Origin of the sequence: Kribbella jejuensis (assembly GCF_006715085.1) — a bacterium.
In the GTDB taxonomy this organism is placed as follows: domain Bacteria; phylum Actinomycetota; class Actinomycetes; order Propionibacteriales; family Kribbellaceae; genus Kribbella; species Kribbella jejuensis.
Window position 1 is genome coordinate 199,222 of the sequence record NZ_VFMM01000002.1, and the last position, 13,701, is coordinate 212,922.

22 protein-coding genes are annotated in these 13,701 nt (G+C 67.6%); 19 read left to right on the forward strand and 3 right to left on the reverse strand.

Annotated elements, in window-relative coordinates:
* Positions 1–35: 35 nt before the first annotated feature.
* Positions 36–914 carry an SDR family oxidoreductase gene (locus tag FB475_RS20835; protein ID WP_141858251.1) on the reverse strand — a complete coding sequence of 293 codons (879 nt, stop codon included), beginning with the start codon at positions 912–914 and terminating at the stop codon, positions 36–38.
* Between the two features lie 83 nt (positions 915–997).
* On the opposite strand from FB475_RS20835, the gene FB475_RS20840 reads away from it, so the two are divergent.
* On the forward strand, positions 998–1,354 hold the full coding sequence (locus FB475_RS20840) for an ester cyclase (protein ID WP_141858252.1): 357 nt from the start codon (positions 998–1,000) through the stop codon (positions 1,352–1,354).
* Between the two features lie 59 nt (positions 1,355–1,413).
* Here the strand turns inward: FB475_RS20840 and FB475_RS20845 are convergent, their stop codons facing one another.
* Positions 1,414–2,259 (reverse strand): Rieske 2Fe-2S domain-containing protein, encoded by an 846-nt coding sequence (locus tag FB475_RS20845; protein ID WP_202878458.1) that lies wholly within the window; start codon positions 2,257–2,259, stop codon positions 1,414–1,416.
* A 96-nt stretch (positions 2,260–2,355) separates the two neighbouring features.
* Positions 2,356–2,529 carry a CsbD family protein gene (locus tag FB475_RS20850; protein WP_141858253.1) on the reverse strand — a complete coding sequence of 58 codons (174 nt, stop codon included), beginning with the start codon at positions 2,527–2,529 and terminating at the stop codon, positions 2,356–2,358.
* Positions 2,530–2,603: 74 nt separating this feature from the next.
* On the opposite strand from FB475_RS20850, the gene FB475_RS20855 reads away from it, so the two are divergent.
* The 18 genes from FB475_RS20855 (at position 2,604) to FB475_RS20940 (ending at position 13,675) form a co-directional block, all read left to right on the forward strand.
* The gene (locus FB475_RS20855) at positions 2,604–4,076 is read left to right on the forward strand and encodes a serine/threonine-protein kinase (protein ID WP_238332314.1); all 1,473 of its coding nucleotides are present in this window, start codon (positions 2,604–2,606) and stop codon (positions 4,074–4,076) included.
* A 391-nt stretch (positions 4,077–4,467) separates the two neighbouring features.
* Positions 4,468–4,686, forward strand: coding sequence for a DUF6458 family protein (locus FB475_RS20860; protein WP_141858254.1), 219 nt, complete (start codon positions 4,468–4,470; stop codon positions 4,684–4,686).
* 16 nt (positions 4,687–4,702) lie between these two features.
* Complete coding sequence (locus FB475_RS20865) at positions 4,703–4,924, forward strand: hypothetical protein (RefSeq protein ID WP_141858255.1); 222 nt, start codon at positions 4,703–4,705, stop codon at positions 4,922–4,924.
* Positions 4,925–4,998: 74 nt separating this feature from the next.
* Positions 4,999–6,108, forward strand: a complete 1,110-nt coding sequence (locus FB475_RS20870; RefSeq protein ID WP_141858256.1) for a hypothetical protein — start codon at positions 4,999–5,001, stop codon at positions 6,106–6,108.
* A 6-nt stretch (positions 6,109–6,114) separates the two neighbouring features.
* A complete protein-coding gene (locus FB475_RS20875) occupies positions 6,115–7,608 on the forward strand; it encodes an SRPBCC family protein (protein WP_141858257.1) in 1,494 nt (497 codons plus the stop codon).
* Between the two features lie 24 nt (positions 7,609–7,632).
* Complete coding sequence (gene gvpJ, locus FB475_RS20880; protein WP_141858258.1) at positions 7,633–8,097, forward strand: gas vesicle protein GvpJ; 465 nt, start codon at positions 7,633–7,635, stop codon at positions 8,095–8,097.
* 2 nt (positions 8,098–8,099) lie between these two features.
* A complete protein-coding gene (locus FB475_RS20885) occupies positions 8,100–8,864 on the forward strand; it encodes a GvpL/GvpF family gas vesicle protein (RefSeq protein ID WP_185759377.1) in 765 nt (254 codons plus the stop codon).
* Positions 8,864–9,091 (forward strand): gas vesicle protein GvpG, encoded by a 228-nt coding sequence (locus FB475_RS20890; protein WP_238332315.1) that lies wholly within the window; start codon positions 8,864–8,866, stop codon positions 9,089–9,091. The genes FB475_RS20885 and FB475_RS20890 overlap by 1 nt, the downstream gene beginning before the upstream one ends.
* A 7-nt stretch (positions 9,092–9,098) precedes the next feature.
* A complete protein-coding gene (locus tag FB475_RS20895; RefSeq protein WP_141858261.1) occupies positions 9,099–9,461 on the forward strand; it encodes a gas vesicle protein GvpO in 363 nt (120 codons plus the stop codon).
* A 4-nt stretch (positions 9,462–9,465) separates the two neighbouring features.
* A complete protein-coding gene (gvpJ, locus tag FB475_RS20900) occupies positions 9,466–9,798 on the forward strand; it encodes a gas vesicle protein GvpJ (protein ID WP_141858262.1) in 333 nt (110 codons plus the stop codon).
* Complete coding sequence (locus FB475_RS20905; protein ID WP_185759378.1) at positions 9,791–10,552, forward strand: GvpL/GvpF family gas vesicle protein; 762 nt, start codon at positions 9,791–9,793, stop codon at positions 10,550–10,552. Before gvpJ (FB475_RS20900) ends, FB475_RS20905 begins: the two co-directional genes overlap by 8 nt.
* Positions 10,549–10,737: a gas vesicle protein gene (locus FB475_RS20910; RefSeq protein ID WP_202878459.1), complete on the forward strand. Its 189-nt coding sequence runs from the start codon at positions 10,549–10,551 to the stop codon at positions 10,735–10,737. Before FB475_RS20905 ends, FB475_RS20910 begins: the two co-directional genes overlap by 4 nt.
* Positions 10,730–11,020, forward strand: coding sequence for a gas vesicle protein K (locus FB475_RS20915; protein ID WP_141858265.1), 291 nt, complete (start codon positions 10,730–10,732; stop codon positions 11,018–11,020). The genes FB475_RS20910 and FB475_RS20915 overlap by 8 nt, the downstream gene beginning before the upstream one ends.
* Before the next feature lie 17 nt (positions 11,021–11,037).
* Positions 11,038–11,388 carry a hypothetical protein gene (locus FB475_RS20920; RefSeq protein WP_141858266.1) on the forward strand — a complete coding sequence of 117 codons (351 nt, stop codon included), beginning with the start codon at positions 11,038–11,040 and terminating at the stop codon, positions 11,386–11,388.
* 2 nt (positions 11,389–11,390) lie between these two features.
* Positions 11,391–11,774 carry a phage holin family protein gene (locus FB475_RS20925; protein WP_141858267.1) on the forward strand — a complete coding sequence of 128 codons (384 nt, stop codon included), beginning with the start codon at positions 11,391–11,393 and terminating at the stop codon, positions 11,772–11,774.
* A gap of 10 nt (positions 11,775–11,784) precedes the next feature.
* Positions 11,785–12,048: a hypothetical protein gene (locus FB475_RS37695; protein WP_238332316.1), complete on the forward strand. Its 264-nt coding sequence runs from the start codon at positions 11,785–11,787 to the stop codon at positions 12,046–12,048.
* Positions 12,049–12,073: 25 nt separating this feature from the next.
* Positions 12,074–12,388 carry a chorismate mutase gene (locus FB475_RS20935; RefSeq protein ID WP_141858268.1) on the forward strand — a complete coding sequence of 105 codons (315 nt, stop codon included), beginning with the start codon at positions 12,074–12,076 and terminating at the stop codon, positions 12,386–12,388.
* 57 nt (positions 12,389–12,445) lie between these two features.
* Positions 12,446–13,675, forward strand: a complete 1,230-nt coding sequence (locus tag FB475_RS20940; protein ID WP_238332317.1) for an MFS transporter — start codon at positions 12,446–12,448, stop codon at positions 13,673–13,675.
* The last annotated feature ends 26 nt before the right edge of the window (positions 13,676–13,701 follow it).

The following is a 13,701-nucleotide window of genomic DNA, read 5'->3' on the forward strand; positions in this document are numbered from 1 at the left end:
GTCAAGCCGTACGTCGCCTCTCGGCCTGCTGCCCGTCAGGGGAGGGGGCGGCCGCCGGTGGCGCCGATGCGTTCGCCGGTGATGTAAGTGGAGTCGTCCGAGGCCAGGAAGACGAAGATCGGGGCCAGTTCGGCTGGTTGTCCGGCTCGGCCGAGCGGGGTGTCGGCGCCGAATTCACCGACCTTCTCGGCGGGCATGGTGGCTGGGATCAGCGGCGTCCAGATCGGGCCGGGGGCCACCGCGTTGACGCGGATTCCCTTGGGGGCCAGTTCCTGGGCGAGGCCTTTGGTGAAGTTGAGGATGGCGGCCTTGCTGGTGGCGTAGTCGAGGAGGTTCGGCGACGGTTCGTACGCCTGGATCGAGGTGGTGTTGATGATCGCGGAGCCCTCGGACAGGTGCGGCAGCGCGGCCTTGCAGAGCCAGAACATCGCGTACACGTTGGTCTTCAGGACCCGGTCGAACTGCTCGGTGGAGATGTCCGCGATGCCTTTGCGGGACATCTGGTACGCCGCGTTGTTGACCAGGATGTCGAGACCGCCGAGCTCCTGCACGCACTGGTCGACGAGCTGCGTGCAGTGCTCTTCGGACTGGATGTCGCCGGCCATCGAGGCCGCGGTGGTCCCGGATTCGCGGACGAGACGGCAGGTTTCGCGAGCGTCGTCTTCCTCGGCATCGAGGTACGAGATCATCACGTCGGCGCCTTCACGGGCGAACGCGAGCGCGACGGCACGGCCGATGCCGGAGTCGCCTCCGGTGATCAAGGCCCGCTTGCCGGTCAGTTTTCCGCTGCCACGGTAGGTCTTCTCGCCGTAGTCGGGCTCAGGCGTCATCGCGTCGCTGTGCCCGGGATGTTCCTGCTGCTGCGGTTCCTGCTCGTCCGGTCCGGCGTACCTGTTCGTCGGATCGCTACTCATCGTGTGCCTTCCTGTACTCGAGGCCATCGGCTGCTCTGCCGGTGCCCGGTGGAGGGCGATTCAATCCCGGGTACCGGGCGTCCATGGAGCGTGAAGAGCTGGAGCGGTTCTACCGGAGCTATCTGCAGCGGTGTAACGAGCGCCGGTTCGACGAGTTGGGTGACTTCGTCGCTGCGAAGGTCGACGTGAACGGGACGCCGTGCGAGCTGCGGAGCTACTGCGAGGGGGTGCAGAACGTCGTCCAGGAGTACCCGGACTTCCACTGGGAGCTGCAGCAACTCCTGGTCGACGGCGACTGGCTCAGCGTGCGGTTGGTCGACACCTATACGACGACCGCCGGACGCGCGGCGAGCCTGCAGGAGCTCGCGATGTACCACGTGAGCGACGGCAAGATCGTCCAGGTCTGGGGCGACCTCGAACACAGCCGCCTCGCGCGGTAGACCGGCTCAGTCGGAAGTAACTCTCTGTTACTGAACCAGCGAGTCCGAATCGAAAAGTCTCAACGGCGGACCAGGACGCGGTCGCCTTCGATCTTGAGCTGCCAGGCCGGCTCGTCGGCGGTGGCGGGGCCGCGGACGACGGACCCGTCGTCCAGGCGGAAAGTACTTGAGTGCCATGGGCAACGAATGCAGCCGTCGACGAGCTGGCCCTCGTCGAGTGGACCGCCCGCATGCGTACAGGTCGCGGACAGGGCATGCAGTTCCCCGTTGTGCCGCACCAGCATGACCGGTACGTCGCCTGCCGTGACTCGCAGCGGCTTGTCGTCCTGGATCGCGGAAACTGCAGCCACATCGGTCCAGTCCGTCACCGCTGACTGGAAGGCGGTGTGGTCGACGCCGACACCGCGCGTGAACGAAAGGTAGCCGCCGAGGTAGGCGGCACCGAGGGTGATGCCGAGGCCGGTCGCGCTGAGCGCGACACCCGTGGCCCGGTGCCCTCCGCGCCGGGCGAACCAGGCTGCGACCTGCAGAACCGTTCCGGTCGAATTCGCCAGCGCGTGCACGATTCCGACGCGTTGTTCACCGCCGTACGTCTCCGACCAGTCGGAGGCTCCCGCGGCCGCGGCAGGCACAGCGGTCAGTACGCCGATACCCACCAGCCGGCGGGCCGCGTCGTCCGCTCGCCGCCCTGCGGTCAGGTCAAGGGCGGTGGCCATCGTCCAGGCCCCGATGGGCAGATCGGTGAGTACCGGATGCAGTTGATGGCCGAGCCAGGTGCCGGACAGCACGTTCTTGACGGGGTCGGACGCAGTTAGTCGCCGAACGAATGCCGCTGTCGGCCGACCGGCCCGATCGATGGGGGTCAGCTCCTCGAGGCGTTGCACGAGTTTGCGTAATCCGGTCACTTCAGGTCCTCCGGTTTAGGCCGGCTATCGGCCGAGCGACCAGCCGCAGGGTGGTGCGCGGCTGGTCGCTGCCGTCGGTGTCGACGTCGAGTTCGGTCAGTCCTTGAAGGCGTCCTTGACCTTCTCGCCGGCCTGCTTCAGATCGGCCTTGGTCTTCTCGGCCTGCCCTTCGGCCTGCAGGTCACGGTTGTCCGTCGCGTCGCCGGTCGCTTCCTTGACCTTGCCCTTGGCGGCTTCGGCGGCGTTCTCCATCTTCTTACCGGTATCCATCGGAATCTCCTTCGATTCGCTCGTACCAACCAGGTGCCCATCCGGTGGTCTTCGAAGCACCCCTTCATCGGGTTGTGGCCGCCAACAGCGGGTACCGGGCGCGGATGCTGATCGCGCAGCGGTACCGGTTGGACGCGTCTCTGGGGCGTGGTGGCATGGGGCAGGTGCACCGGGCCAGTGACGAGGTCCTCGGGCGCCCGGTGGCGGTGAAGATGTTGCTGCGGCCGAACGACGCTGCTGCGGCCGAGCGGTTCCAGCGGGAAGCCTGCGCCGCCGCCCGACTGAGCGATCCGCACATCGTCGCCGTGTACGACTTCGGCCAGCACGAGGACAACTCCTACTTGGTGATGGAGTTGGTCCAAGGCCGCTCGGTGGCCGCCGAACTCGCCATGAACGGCCGACTGTCGTGGGAACGTGCGGTCGCCATCGTCGAACAGGCCGCGGCCGGGCTCGCCGCCGCGCATGCCCAGGACGTCGTTCATCGCGACATCAAGCCCAGCAACTTGCTGATCGCCGCGGATGGGACCATCAAGGTCGCAGACTTCGGGATCGCCCAGTTACTCAGTGCCGAGCCGAGCAGACTCACCGCGACCGGCCAGCTCTTGGGCAGCCCGCACTACCTGTCGCCAGAGCGGGCCCGAGGCCTGCCGGGCGGCCCGGAAGCCGATGTCTACGCGCTGGGATGTGTGCTGTACGAACTGGTGACCGGGCATCCCCCGTTCACCGGGGATCATCCGGCCGCGATCCTGTACCAGCACGTCGACAAACAGCCGATCCCGCCGGGGAAGCTGCGTCCTGAGCTCGCGAGCCCGTTCGAGGGTGTGCTGCTGAAGATGCTGGCAAAGGCCCCGGAGGATCGGCCGACGGCTGCCGAGCTCACCGCATTGTCCGAATGGCGCGACAGACCCCGCCCGGCACCGCTGCTGCCTGCCGCGCCGCCAGTGTCTGCCGCGCCGCCAGTGCCTGCCGCGCCGCCAGTGTCTGCCGCGCCGCCAGTGCCTGCCGCGCCGCCAGTGTCTGCCGCGCTGCCAGTGTCTGCCGCCAGGACGCCGTTGCTGGTCGCGGTCCTTGCGCTGCTGGCTGTCGGCAGCGCTGTCGCCGCCGGAGTCGTACTGCGCAACGTCGACGGCGACCTGCCGACGACCGGGGACGTCGGCCCACGGCCCAGCACGAACGTCCATCCGCAGAGAACCGCGGCGACGGTCGGCCCGACGCCGACTCACCAGACCGGCGACGTCACGCGAACGACGACAGGCCGAACCAGCTCCTCGACGACCCGCACCGTCAGCCCAGGAACTCCTGCCGCGACACCTTCGGCAAGTACGCCGCAAACACCGCCGGCAACCACCAGCACACCGACAGCCGCCGCTACCGGGCCCACCTTGTCGAATACTCCGTCGACGCCGCCTCCGTCGTCGACCAGCGCCGCACCGTCGACCACCGCACCGTCGACGACCGCCCCGTCAGCTACCTCGACATCACCGTCGCTTGCGGATTCGCCCAGCCCGTCGAGCACCCCGCCGGCTTCGAGCACCCCGACCCCGTAGCAACAGCGTCACCTGTTAACAGGTCTGCTGCTGTGTTCGTGCCGGCAGCAGGTCAACTCCTCGATCAGGTCGCCGCCGCGGGTGACGCCGAGCGGTCGTGAATGTGGAGCGCCGCGAGTACAACCCGGATGCACGCAGTAAACGCCCGCCTCAGGAACGCAGGCGCCGTGCCGGGACCACGGAAGTCGCATGGCCGCGCCGGTACCCACGCGTGTGCCCGCCGATACCGGGGCGTCGAAATTGAATTGGTTATTTCAAGTATTCGTTTATTTGAACTGCTACGTAATGCGTGCGAACCGCCGCTGAAAGTAGGCGTGGTTTTGCTGTGATTGGCGTGGGTACCGCATTCCTAATCCAATTTCGGAACGGGGCAGGCCGTTAGGAGAAACCAATGGGAATCGGGACGTCCGTATTCCTGCTGGCGCTGGGCGGAATTCTGGCGTTCGGGGTGTCGGACCACATCAGCGGTGTCGACCTGACCGTCGTCGGATACGTGCTGATGGGCGCCGGCGCCATCGGACTCGCTGTCGTCCTCGCGCTGGCAGGCCAGCGGAACAGAACGACACGCACCACCGTCCACGAACGCCGCGACATTCGCGACGACCTCTGACACGCCGGGAGTGAGGATGCCTGAAGACGACCGCCATGCGCGCGAACTGCTGCTGGACATGTTGTTCGAAAAGACCGCGAAGTACCGCTTCCCGTCGATCTCGATGCTGGACATGATCGAGGACCTGCTCGAGCCGGACGAAGTGGACGTCTACGCGCGGCTGCTGTTGCGGCGGATCAGTGAGGAGAACTACCCGAGTCTTCCGATCCTGCGCCGGATCGCCGCGCTCACGCAGTGACCAGCTCGTCGCTGATCGTTGCCCAAGGCCACTTCGAGGAACCGCCGAGAGCGGTCCCACTGTAGGGAGAACCAATGAACAACACCGCCAAGGTAGCGGCCGCGGTCGCGAGCGGCTACCTGCTCGGCCGCACCAAGAAGCTCAAGCTGGCGATCACCGTCGGCGGGCTGCTGGCCGGAAAGCGGATCGCCACCGATCCGCGCGCCATCGTGCAACAGCTCGCGGAGGTGGTCGAGCAGAACCCCGAGCTGTCGAAGTTGTCCGATCAGGTGCGCGGCAAGCTCGTCACCGCCGGTCGCGAGGCTGCGGTAGCCGCGGCGAGTAGCCGGCTGAACAAGGTGAGCGACTCGATCAGGGATCGCACCGACCGGATGCTCTCCACCGGTAGCCGGCAGGACAAGGGCGCGGACAGGAGCGCGGACGAGGGCGAGGGCGCGGAAGAGGAACGTCCGCGGCGGCGCAGGCGTCCGGGCAGCCGTCCGGAGGGCAGTCGTCCCGAGGGCAGCCGGCGGCCGCGCCGGAGCAGTTCTGACGCCGAATCATCGGGCGACAGCACCAGCTCGTCCGGCGACAGTGGCCGCAGCTCGTCGCGTGAGGGTGGCCGTAGCTCATCCCGTGAGGGTGGCCGTAGCTCGTCTCGTGAGGGTGGGCGTAGTTCGTCCGGGGACACCGGTCGTAGTTCGTCTCGCGGCAGCGGCGGCAGCTCGTCCGGTGACGGCGAACGCAGCTCGTCCGGCGGCAGTGGTCGCGGGTCGTCTGTGAGCAGTGCCCGTGGGTCGTCCGGTGGTGGCTCACGCAGTACGAGCAAGCGGACCTCGGCGCGGGCGGCGAGCAGCAACGGCGGATCTTCGGGACGCAGCAGCTCCGGTTCGGGCTCGGGGCGTAACAGTTCTGGTTCGAGCTCGTCGCGGAACGGATCCGGTTCGAGCAGCTCAGGGCGCAGCAGCTCAGGTTCGAGCAGCGGTTCGGGGTCGAGCGGCAGTTCAGGGTCGAGCAGCAGCTCTGGTTCGGGTACGCGGAAGACCGCCGCCGCGAAGAAGAGCACCGCGCCGGCCAAGAAGGCTGCCGCGAAGAAGGCCACGGCGAAGAAGAGCAGCGCACCGGCCAAGAAGGCCGCCGCGAAGAAGACGGCGGCGAAGAAGACCGCCGCGAAGAAGAGCGCGCCGGCGCGGAAGCGTGGGTGATCGGTGATGGCCGAACGATCGAACGGCGAGGAACAGAACGGCCTGCGGTCGATCCTCGACGAACTCCCGGTCGACCGGTTGAAGAGCGAGCTGCAGGAGGCGCTGTCGGTCGCGGCGAAGCGGACCGCTGAAGCGGCCACCGACAAGATCTCCGACCTGACCGACCGGCTGGTCGAGGGGGCGGCCGGCGGCGGCATCGCGAGCAAAGCCATGGCCGAGGGCGGAAAAGCAGCGGTCACCGGCGGTTCGCCGTTGCTGGGTGCGTTGAAGGGCGGAGTCATGGGAGCCAAGGACAAAGCGGCAGAGGTGCTCAGCGGCGGATCCGGTGGCAGCGGGGGCGGCAAGAAGAATCCGCTCAAGGCGACGACGATCATCGAGTCGGTCGACGTCGGTGTGCCGATCGAGGTCGCGTACAACCAGTGGACCCAGTTCCAGGACTTCTCCGGATTCATGAAGAAGGTCGAGCGGGTCGAGCAGAAGTCCGACGAGAAGCTCGATTTCAAGGCGAAGATCCTCTGGTCGCACCGGAGCTGGGAGGCGACCATCCTCGAGCAGGTGCCGGAGGACAAGATCGTCTGGCGCTCGAAGGGCGAGAAGGGACACGTCGACGGAAGCGTCACGTTCCACCGGCTCGCCGACAACCTCACCCGGGTGATCGTCGTCCTGGAGTACTACCCGCAGGGTCTGTTCGAACGGGTCGGCAACATCTGGCGCGCGCAGGGCCGGCGGGCGCGGGTCGAGTTGAAGCACTTCCAGCGGCACGTGATGACCGACGTGATCCTGCACCCCGACGACGTCGAGGGCTGGCGCGGCGAGATCCATCAGGGCCGGGTCAGTTCCGACGGCCAGGAGTCCGACGAGTCCGACGAGTACGACGAGGACGAGGAGTCCGGCGACGAGGACTCCGGCGACGAGGATTCCGGCGAGGACGAGTACGGCGACGACGAGTACGAGGACGAGGGCGAGGGTGACGAGGACCTGCCCGAGGACGAGGACGAGTACGACGACGAGGACGAGGGCGAAGAGGACCTGCCCGAGGACGAGGACGAAGAGCCCACCGACGAGGCGGAAGAGGACGAAGAGCCCGCCGACGAGGCCGAAGAGCCCGTCGATGAGGACGAAGAGCCCTTGGACGACGACGAAGAAGAGCCCGTCGACGAGTACGAGGACGAAGAAGAGGACGAGGAAGAGCCGGCCGACGAGTACGACGAGGACGACGAGTACGAGGACGACGAGGCCGACGATGACGTCCCCGAGGACGAGGACGAGGACGACGAGTACGACGACGAGTACGAGGACGAGGACGAGGGTGAAGAGGACCTGCCCGAGGACGAGGACGAGTACGAGGACGAAGACGAGTACGACGAGGGCGAAGAGGACGTGCCCGAGGACGAGGACGAATACGAAGACGAAGACGAGTACGAGGAAGAACCCGAGGAAGAACCCGAGGAAGAACCCGAGGAAGAACCCGAGGAGCGGCCTCGCCGCCGCGCGAGCTGATCGCGTCGACTGGAAGGAAGAGCCATGACCGTTGCGGCCACCGGCGGCGGACGCCGATCCGGCGGAGGATACCTGAGCCGTCCCGCACCGAGCGGACTTGCCGATGTCATCGACAGCATCCTCGACAAGGGCCTTGTGATCGATGCCTACGTCCGGGTCTCGCTGGTGGGCATCGAGCTGCTGACCATCGACGCACGGATCGTCGTGGCCAGTGTCGACACCTACCTGCACTTCGCCGAAGCGACGAACCGGCTGGATCTGTACGAGAAGAGCAAGGACCTGCCCGAGGTGATCTCGGAGATGACCGAGAGCGGTGCGGCAGGCAAGTCGCGGGGCATCCTGACCGGCGCGAAGCAGGCGTTGTTCGGCTCGGACAACAACGACAACCAGGACCAGGACGAAGAGCCCGAGGAGCAGTACGAGGAACGTCCGCGTCGCCGTCGGCCGGCCAAGAAGGCGGTCGCCCGGCGCCGGAGGGATGAGGAGTGACCGTGACCGCACCGGGCGAGGTCAGCCTGGGCTGCTACGTGTACGGGATCACGTCCGCGGATCTGGCCGTACCGGCGGAACTACGAGGCGTCGGCGATCAGGCCGTCGACCTGTTCCCGCTCGGGGAACTGGCCGCGGTCGTGAGCCCGGTGGACCCCGACTGGACGCGCGCGGGCCGCGCCGATCTGTTGGCTCACGGCCGGGTCCTGGACACGATCGCCGAACTGGGGCCGGTGGTCCCGGTCCGGTTCGGGTCGGTGCTCCGGGATCACGACGCCGTGGCCGGCGAGCTGCTCGAGCCGGGGCAGGAACGCTTCGCGACCATGCTGCAAGAGCTCGCCGGGCGCGCGCAGTTCACGGTCCGTGCCAGGTACGAGGAGCAGCAGGTCCTGACCGAGATCGTGGCGGAGAACCCCGCGATCGCCCAGCTCCGCAAGCTCACCCGCGACCGGCCGGGCGACTCGTCGTACGGCGAACGCGTCCGGCTGGGCGAGCTGGTCGCGGCGGCCCTGGAGGCGAAGATCGCGACGGACAGCGACGTGATGCTGGCCGAGCTCGAACCGCACGTGGTCGGGATCAACATCCGGGAGAGCGTCGGGATCGACCGGCTGCTCGATGTCGCGGTCCTGGTCGAGGACCAGCATCGCGCCGAGTTCGAGCAGGCGGTCGAGGACCTGGCCGCGGCGTTCGCCGGCCGGGCCCGGCTGAAGCTGATCGGCCCGACGGCGGCGTACGACTTCGTGTCGGCGGAGGAGTCATGGGCCTGATGACCAACCTGCTGACGCTGCCGCTCGCGCCGCTGCGGGCGACCGTCGCGCTGGCCGAGCAGATCCGGCGCCAGGCGGAGGCCGAGTACTACGACCCCGCCCGGATCCGGCTGCAGCTCGAACAGATCGACGAGCTCCGCGAGCGTGGCGAGATCGACCCGGATCAGGCCGCGGCCTGGGAGGACGACCTGGTCAGCAGGCTGTACGAGCACCGCGAGGAGACCTGAGGAACCGATGGCAACCACGCGCAAGGCAACCCAGGGACAACCCACCAACGGCCGGCCGAAGACCGCCCGGACCGCCCGCAACGGATCGTCGCAGGCTCCGCGGCGGACGAAGCCGCAGCAGTCGTTGCGGAGCATCGCGATCGCCGCCGCCCGGGAACTCTCGCAGCTGATCGGGCAGCCGCCGGAAGGAATCGTGGCCGTGGAGAAACGCGACGAGAGCTGGTTCGTCCAGGTCGAGGTGGTCGAATCGCACCGGATTCCTTCGACCACGGACATCCTCGCGGTGTACGAGGTGGAGGTCGACGCCGACGGTGCGGTGACCGGGTACTGGCGCAAGGACCGTTATGTCCGCGGGCGAATCCAGGAGTGACGCGATGAGCGAACCGACGATTTCCGCCCGCCGTGGCCAGCTGGACCGCTACGGGTCCCTGTCGCCGGCGCCGCGTCCGGAGGGCCTGGCCGACATCCTCGAGCGGGTTCTCGACAAGGGCATCATCATCGCCGGCGACATCCGGGTGAATCTGCTCGACATCGAACTGCTGACGGTCAAGATCCGGCTGCTGGTGGTCTCGGTCGACAAGGCGATGGAGATGGGCATCGACTGGTGGCGCCACGATCCGATGCTGTCCACCGAGGCCCAGGGGCTGGCCGAGGAGAACCGCCAACTGCGCGAGCGGGTCGAGGAGCTGGAGCGCGAACGTGAGTGAGACCGGAACCTACGTGTACGCCGTGGCGCGCAACCTCGACGGCGAGCTGCTGTCCGGTTTGGAGGGGTTCGGCGACAACCCCGTCCGCGTGATCGGCCACCGCGAGCTGTCTGCCGTCGTGTGCACCGTCGACCTGGACGAGTTCGGCGAAGCCGCACTGCGCCGCAACCTCGAGGTGCTCAGCTGGGTGGAGAAGACGGCCCGCCGGCACGACGAGATCGTCCGGCGGGTGGCGGCGATGACGACGGCCCTGGCCCCGTTCCGCCTCGTCACGATCTACCGTTCGGACGACGCGGCCCGGGACCGGATCGAGGAGTTGTACGACGATCTGGTGGGCGCGCTGGACCGGGTCGAAGGGCGGACCGAGTGGAGCGTGAAGGCGTTCTGCCGGCCGCAACCGGCGCGCTCGGTACCGGCGGAGCCGATCAACTCCGGGGTCGCCTATCTGGAACGCCGCCGGGCCGAGATCCGTAGCCGGCAACAGGACGCCGTCGAACAGGAACTGCTGGCCGACCAGCTGTTCTGGGATCTGGTACCGATCGCGGCCGCGACCCGTCGGCTCGCGGCCCAGGACCAGCGGCTGAGCGGACGCCGGGACGCCATGGCGCTCAACGCGGCGTTCCTGGTCGACGACGACCGCAGTACGGAATTCCTCGAGCTGGTGGACGTGGTGCGCACCCGGTACCCGTCGCTCGACCTCGACGTGAACGGGCCATGGCCGCCCTACTCCTTCGCCGTACTGGACAAGTCATGAGCGTCGAGACGTACACGACGACGGCCACCGAGCCGAGCCTGGTCGATCTGCTCGACCGGCTGCTCGGCAAGGGCGTCGTGATCACCGGCGACGTGGTGATCTCGCTGGCCGAGGTCGACCTCGTCCGGATCCAGTTGTCGGCCGTGATCGGCTCGGTGCGCAAGGAGATGGGGATGTATGACTGAGCTGCTACCGCTGACCGACCGGATCGAGGCCAACGCCGGCAACGTCGAACGCGAGTTGCTCAAGCTCGTCCTGACGATCGTCGAACTGGTCCGGCAGGTGATGGAACGTCAGGCGATCCGCCGGATGGACGAAGGCGACCTGAGTACGGGGCAAGTCGAGGAGCTCGGGCTCGGCCTGATGCGCCTCGAGGAGGCCATGACCGCACTGCGCGAGCAGTTCGGCCTGAGCGCGGCCGATCTCAACATCGACCTCGGCCCGCTCGGTTCACTCCTGCCTGAATAGGTCTGGACGTGGTGATGATGAAGATTCTTCGAGGACTCGGTGCGGCGGTCATCTGGCTGCTCGCGACGGTCGTGATCATCGTGGCGGCGGTGCTGTGCGTCACGCTCCTGCTGCTACCGCTCGGTCTGCCGCTGATGGCGCTCGGGCTCCGCTTGTACGGGTACGGCGTACAACTGCTCGTGCCGTCGGGGCATGAGGTGAAACGCGGGATGCGCAAGCGTCTCGGGCTGCGTGCGCACGGAAGCGTCCAGGGCGACGTGAAGCGGGCCGGCAAGCGCGGGAAGAAGTCGGGACGCAAGTTGAAGAAGCGGGCCGGCAAGACCGCACACCGCGGCCGGAAGCGCTTGGCCGGTGTGTTCGGAGGTTGACCATGAAGTTGTTGATGAGGCTGATCGTGAACGCCATCGCACTGGCGGTCGCGGCCTGGCTGCTCCGCGGTATCGCGGTGAACGGTTCGACGACGACCGTTCGAGTGATCACGTTGGTCGTGGTCGCGACGATCTTCGGGCTGGTCAACGCCGTGATCAAGCCGCTGGCGACGATCCTGTCGCTGCCGTTCATTGTCCTGACGCTCGGTCTGCTGATCTTCGTGATCAACGCGCTGATGCTGCTGCTCACCTCCTGGATCAGCGGCGGCCTGAACGTTCCGTTCGTCGTGCACGGGTTCGGTACGGCACTGGTCGGCGCGTTGATCATCACGGTCGTCAGCTGGCTGATGAACGTCATCCTGCCGGACAAGCTGGAAACGAACTGAAGGAGTCGCCATGGCCAAGAAATCTCTGGGCGGCAAGGTCGAGCGGCAGGTGGGCAAACTCAAGGACGGCCTCAAGGACGCCGCCGAGAAGCTCACCGCCGAAGACCCCGAACCACGCACCCAAGGCATGGCCGGCCACATCACCGGCCCCAATTACAAACGAGCGCCGTCCAGGACCAGGGACGAGCTGTACGCCGACGCCAAACGCCTGGACATCAAAGGCCGCTCGAAGATGACCAAAGCCCAACTGGAGAAAGCCATCCGGCGCGGGTGAATCGGGCCCGCCTATGCTGGCGGGCATGAGTGCGAGTGTGGAAGACGTTCGGGTCGAGCTCGAGCGGCTTCGCGGGAGTATCGACAACATCGATGCGGCGATCGTCTACATCCTGGCTGAGCGGTTCAAGTACACCCAGCAGGTCGGGCGGTTGAAGGCCGAGCACGTCCTGCCGCCGGCCGACGCCGAGCGGGAGGCCAGCCAGATCGCGCGGTTGCGGCGGCTGGCCGAGGACGCGAAGCTCGATCCGGCCTTCGCGGAGAAGTTGCTCGGGTTCATCATCAGCGAGGTCATCCGCCACCACGAGCAGATCGCGGCCGACTCGGTGAAACGCGCCTAGCCGGACGGCACACCGCTGCACCGGGCGGGCCGAGTGGACGGTCGGTAGCGTGAGCGGGTGACCCGCCCCGGTGATGCATCGTCGATGGAGCCCGCGACCTACGGAGAAGTCTTCGCCGTAGCCGAGTTCAGGTGGCTCTGGTTCGCCCAGTTGGGGTCGGTGGCCGGCGATCAGTTGGCCCGGGTCGCGCTCGCCGTACTGGTGTTCGACCGGACCGGCTCGGCCGGGTTGTCGGCGGTCACGTATGCGTTGACATTCCTGCCCGACATCGTCGGCGGGCCGTTGCTGGCCGGTCTGGCGGACCGGTACCCGCGGCGCCGGCTGATGATCCTGTGCGACATCGGACGGACGTTGCTCGTGGCGGCCATGGCGTTGCCTGGGGCCCCGTTGTGGGTGTTGTGCGTCCTGTTGGTCGCGGTGCAGTTGCTGGCGTCTCCGTTCCAGTCGGCGCGGGCCGCGCTGCTGCCGTCGATCCTGACCGGCGACAAGTTCGTCCTGGCGAGTTCGGTCTCGAACATCACCGCGCAAGCGGCGCAGCTCGCCGGGTTCGTCACCGGCGGCACGTTGGTCGCGGCGTTCGGCGCCGGTAACGCCTTGCTCGTGGACGCCGCCACCTTCGCGTTGTCCGCGCTGCTTCTCCTGGCCGGCGTCCAGGAACGCCCGTTGCCGGCGGTGAACGAGGCACGTAAGGGCTGGTGGGCGTCGTTGTCAACCGGTGCGCGGCTCGTCTGGACCGACCGGACGTTGCGGTACCTGGTCGCGCTCGCTTGTGTGGCAGGGTTCTACGTGAGCATCGAGGGACTCGCAGCGCCGTACGCCGCCTCCGTCGGTGGTGGTCCCGCCGCGGTCGGGATCCTGCTGGCGGCGAATCCCGCGGGGCAGATGGTCGGGATGTTGTTGCTGACCCGCGCGGCGCCGCAGCGGCGGCTCACATTGATGGGTCCGTTGGCGGTCGGGTCGTGTGCCCCGCTGATCGGCTGCATCGTGCAGCCCGGGCTGTGGGTGACCGTGGCGTTGTGGATGTTGTCGGGGCTATGTGCGTCGTACCAGCTGGCCGCGAGCGCGGCGTTCGTGCTGAACGTCCCCGACGCACAGCGCGGGCAGGCGTTCGGCCTGGCCCGCACTGCGCTGATCGTGTCGCAGGGGATAGGTGTCCTGGCCGCTGGGGCCGCGGCGGATCGATGGGCGCCGGCCTCCGTGGTGGCAGCGGCCGGCGTCTTCGGTGTTCTCGTTGCGGCGGGAGCGGCGTACGGATATGCGCACGCGACGCGGCAGCCCGCCGGGTGATCGTCACCAGTCGTTGTTCTGCATGG

Bases quoted from the DNA above. Each gene is read 5' to 3' on its own strand.
- FB475_RS20925 (WP_141858267.1), top strand. From the start codon at position 11,391: ATGAAGTTGTTGATGAGGCTGATCGTGAACGCCATCGCACTGGCGGTC.
- FB475_RS20840 (WP_141858252.1), top strand. From the start codon at position 998: ATGGAGCGTGAAGAGCTGGAGCGGTTCTACCGGAGCTATCTGCAGCGG.
- FB475_RS20835 (WP_141858251.1), bottom strand. From the start codon at position 914: ATGAGTAGCGATCCGACGAACAGGTACGCCGGACCGGACGAGCAGGAA.
- FB475_RS20935 (WP_141858268.1), top strand. From the start codon at position 12,074: ATGAGTGCGAGTGTGGAAGACGTTCGGGTCGAGCTCGAGCGGCTTCGC.
- FB475_RS20920 (WP_141858266.1), top strand. From the start codon at position 11,038: ATGAAGATTCTTCGAGGACTCGGTGCGGCGGTCATCTGGCTGCTCGCG.
- FB475_RS20875 (WP_141858257.1), top strand. From the start codon at position 6,115: ATGGCCGAACGATCGAACGGCGAGGAACAGAACGGCCTGCGGTCGATC.
- FB475_RS37695 (WP_238332316.1), top strand. From the start codon at position 11,785: ATGGCCAAGAAATCTCTGGGCGGCAAGGTCGAGCGGCAGGTGGGCAAA.
- FB475_RS20895 (WP_141858261.1), top strand. From the start codon at position 9,099: ATGGCAACCACGCGCAAGGCAACCCAGGGACAACCCACCAACGGCCGG.
- FB475_RS20910 (WP_202878459.1), top strand. From the start codon at position 10,549: ATGAGCGTCGAGACGTACACGACGACGGCCACCGAGCCGAGCCTGGTC.
- FB475_RS20850 (WP_141858253.1), bottom strand. From the start codon at position 2,529: ATGGATACCGGTAAGAAGATGGAGAACGCCGCCGAAGCCGCCAAGGGC.
- FB475_RS20865 (WP_141858255.1), top strand. From the start codon at position 4,703: ATGCCTGAAGACGACCGCCATGCGCGCGAACTGCTGCTGGACATGTTG.
- FB475_RS20870 (WP_141858256.1), top strand. From the start codon at position 4,999: ATGAACAACACCGCCAAGGTAGCGGCCGCGGTCGCGAGCGGCTACCTG.
- FB475_RS20860 (WP_141858254.1), top strand. From the start codon at position 4,468: ATGGGAATCGGGACGTCCGTATTCCTGCTGGCGCTGGGCGGAATTCTG.
- FB475_RS20915 (WP_141858265.1), top strand. From the start codon at position 10,730: ATGACTGAGCTGCTACCGCTGACCGACCGGATCGAGGCCAACGCCGGC.
- gvpJ (WP_141858262.1), top strand. From the start codon at position 9,466: ATGAGCGAACCGACGATTTCCGCCCGCCGTGGCCAGCTGGACCGCTAC.
- FB475_RS20890 (WP_238332315.1), top strand. From the start codon at position 8,864: ATGACCAACCTGCTGACGCTGCCGCTCGCGCCGCTGCGGGCGACCGTC.
- gvpJ (WP_141858258.1), top strand. From the start codon at position 7,633: ATGACCGTTGCGGCCACCGGCGGCGGACGCCGATCCGGCGGAGGATAC.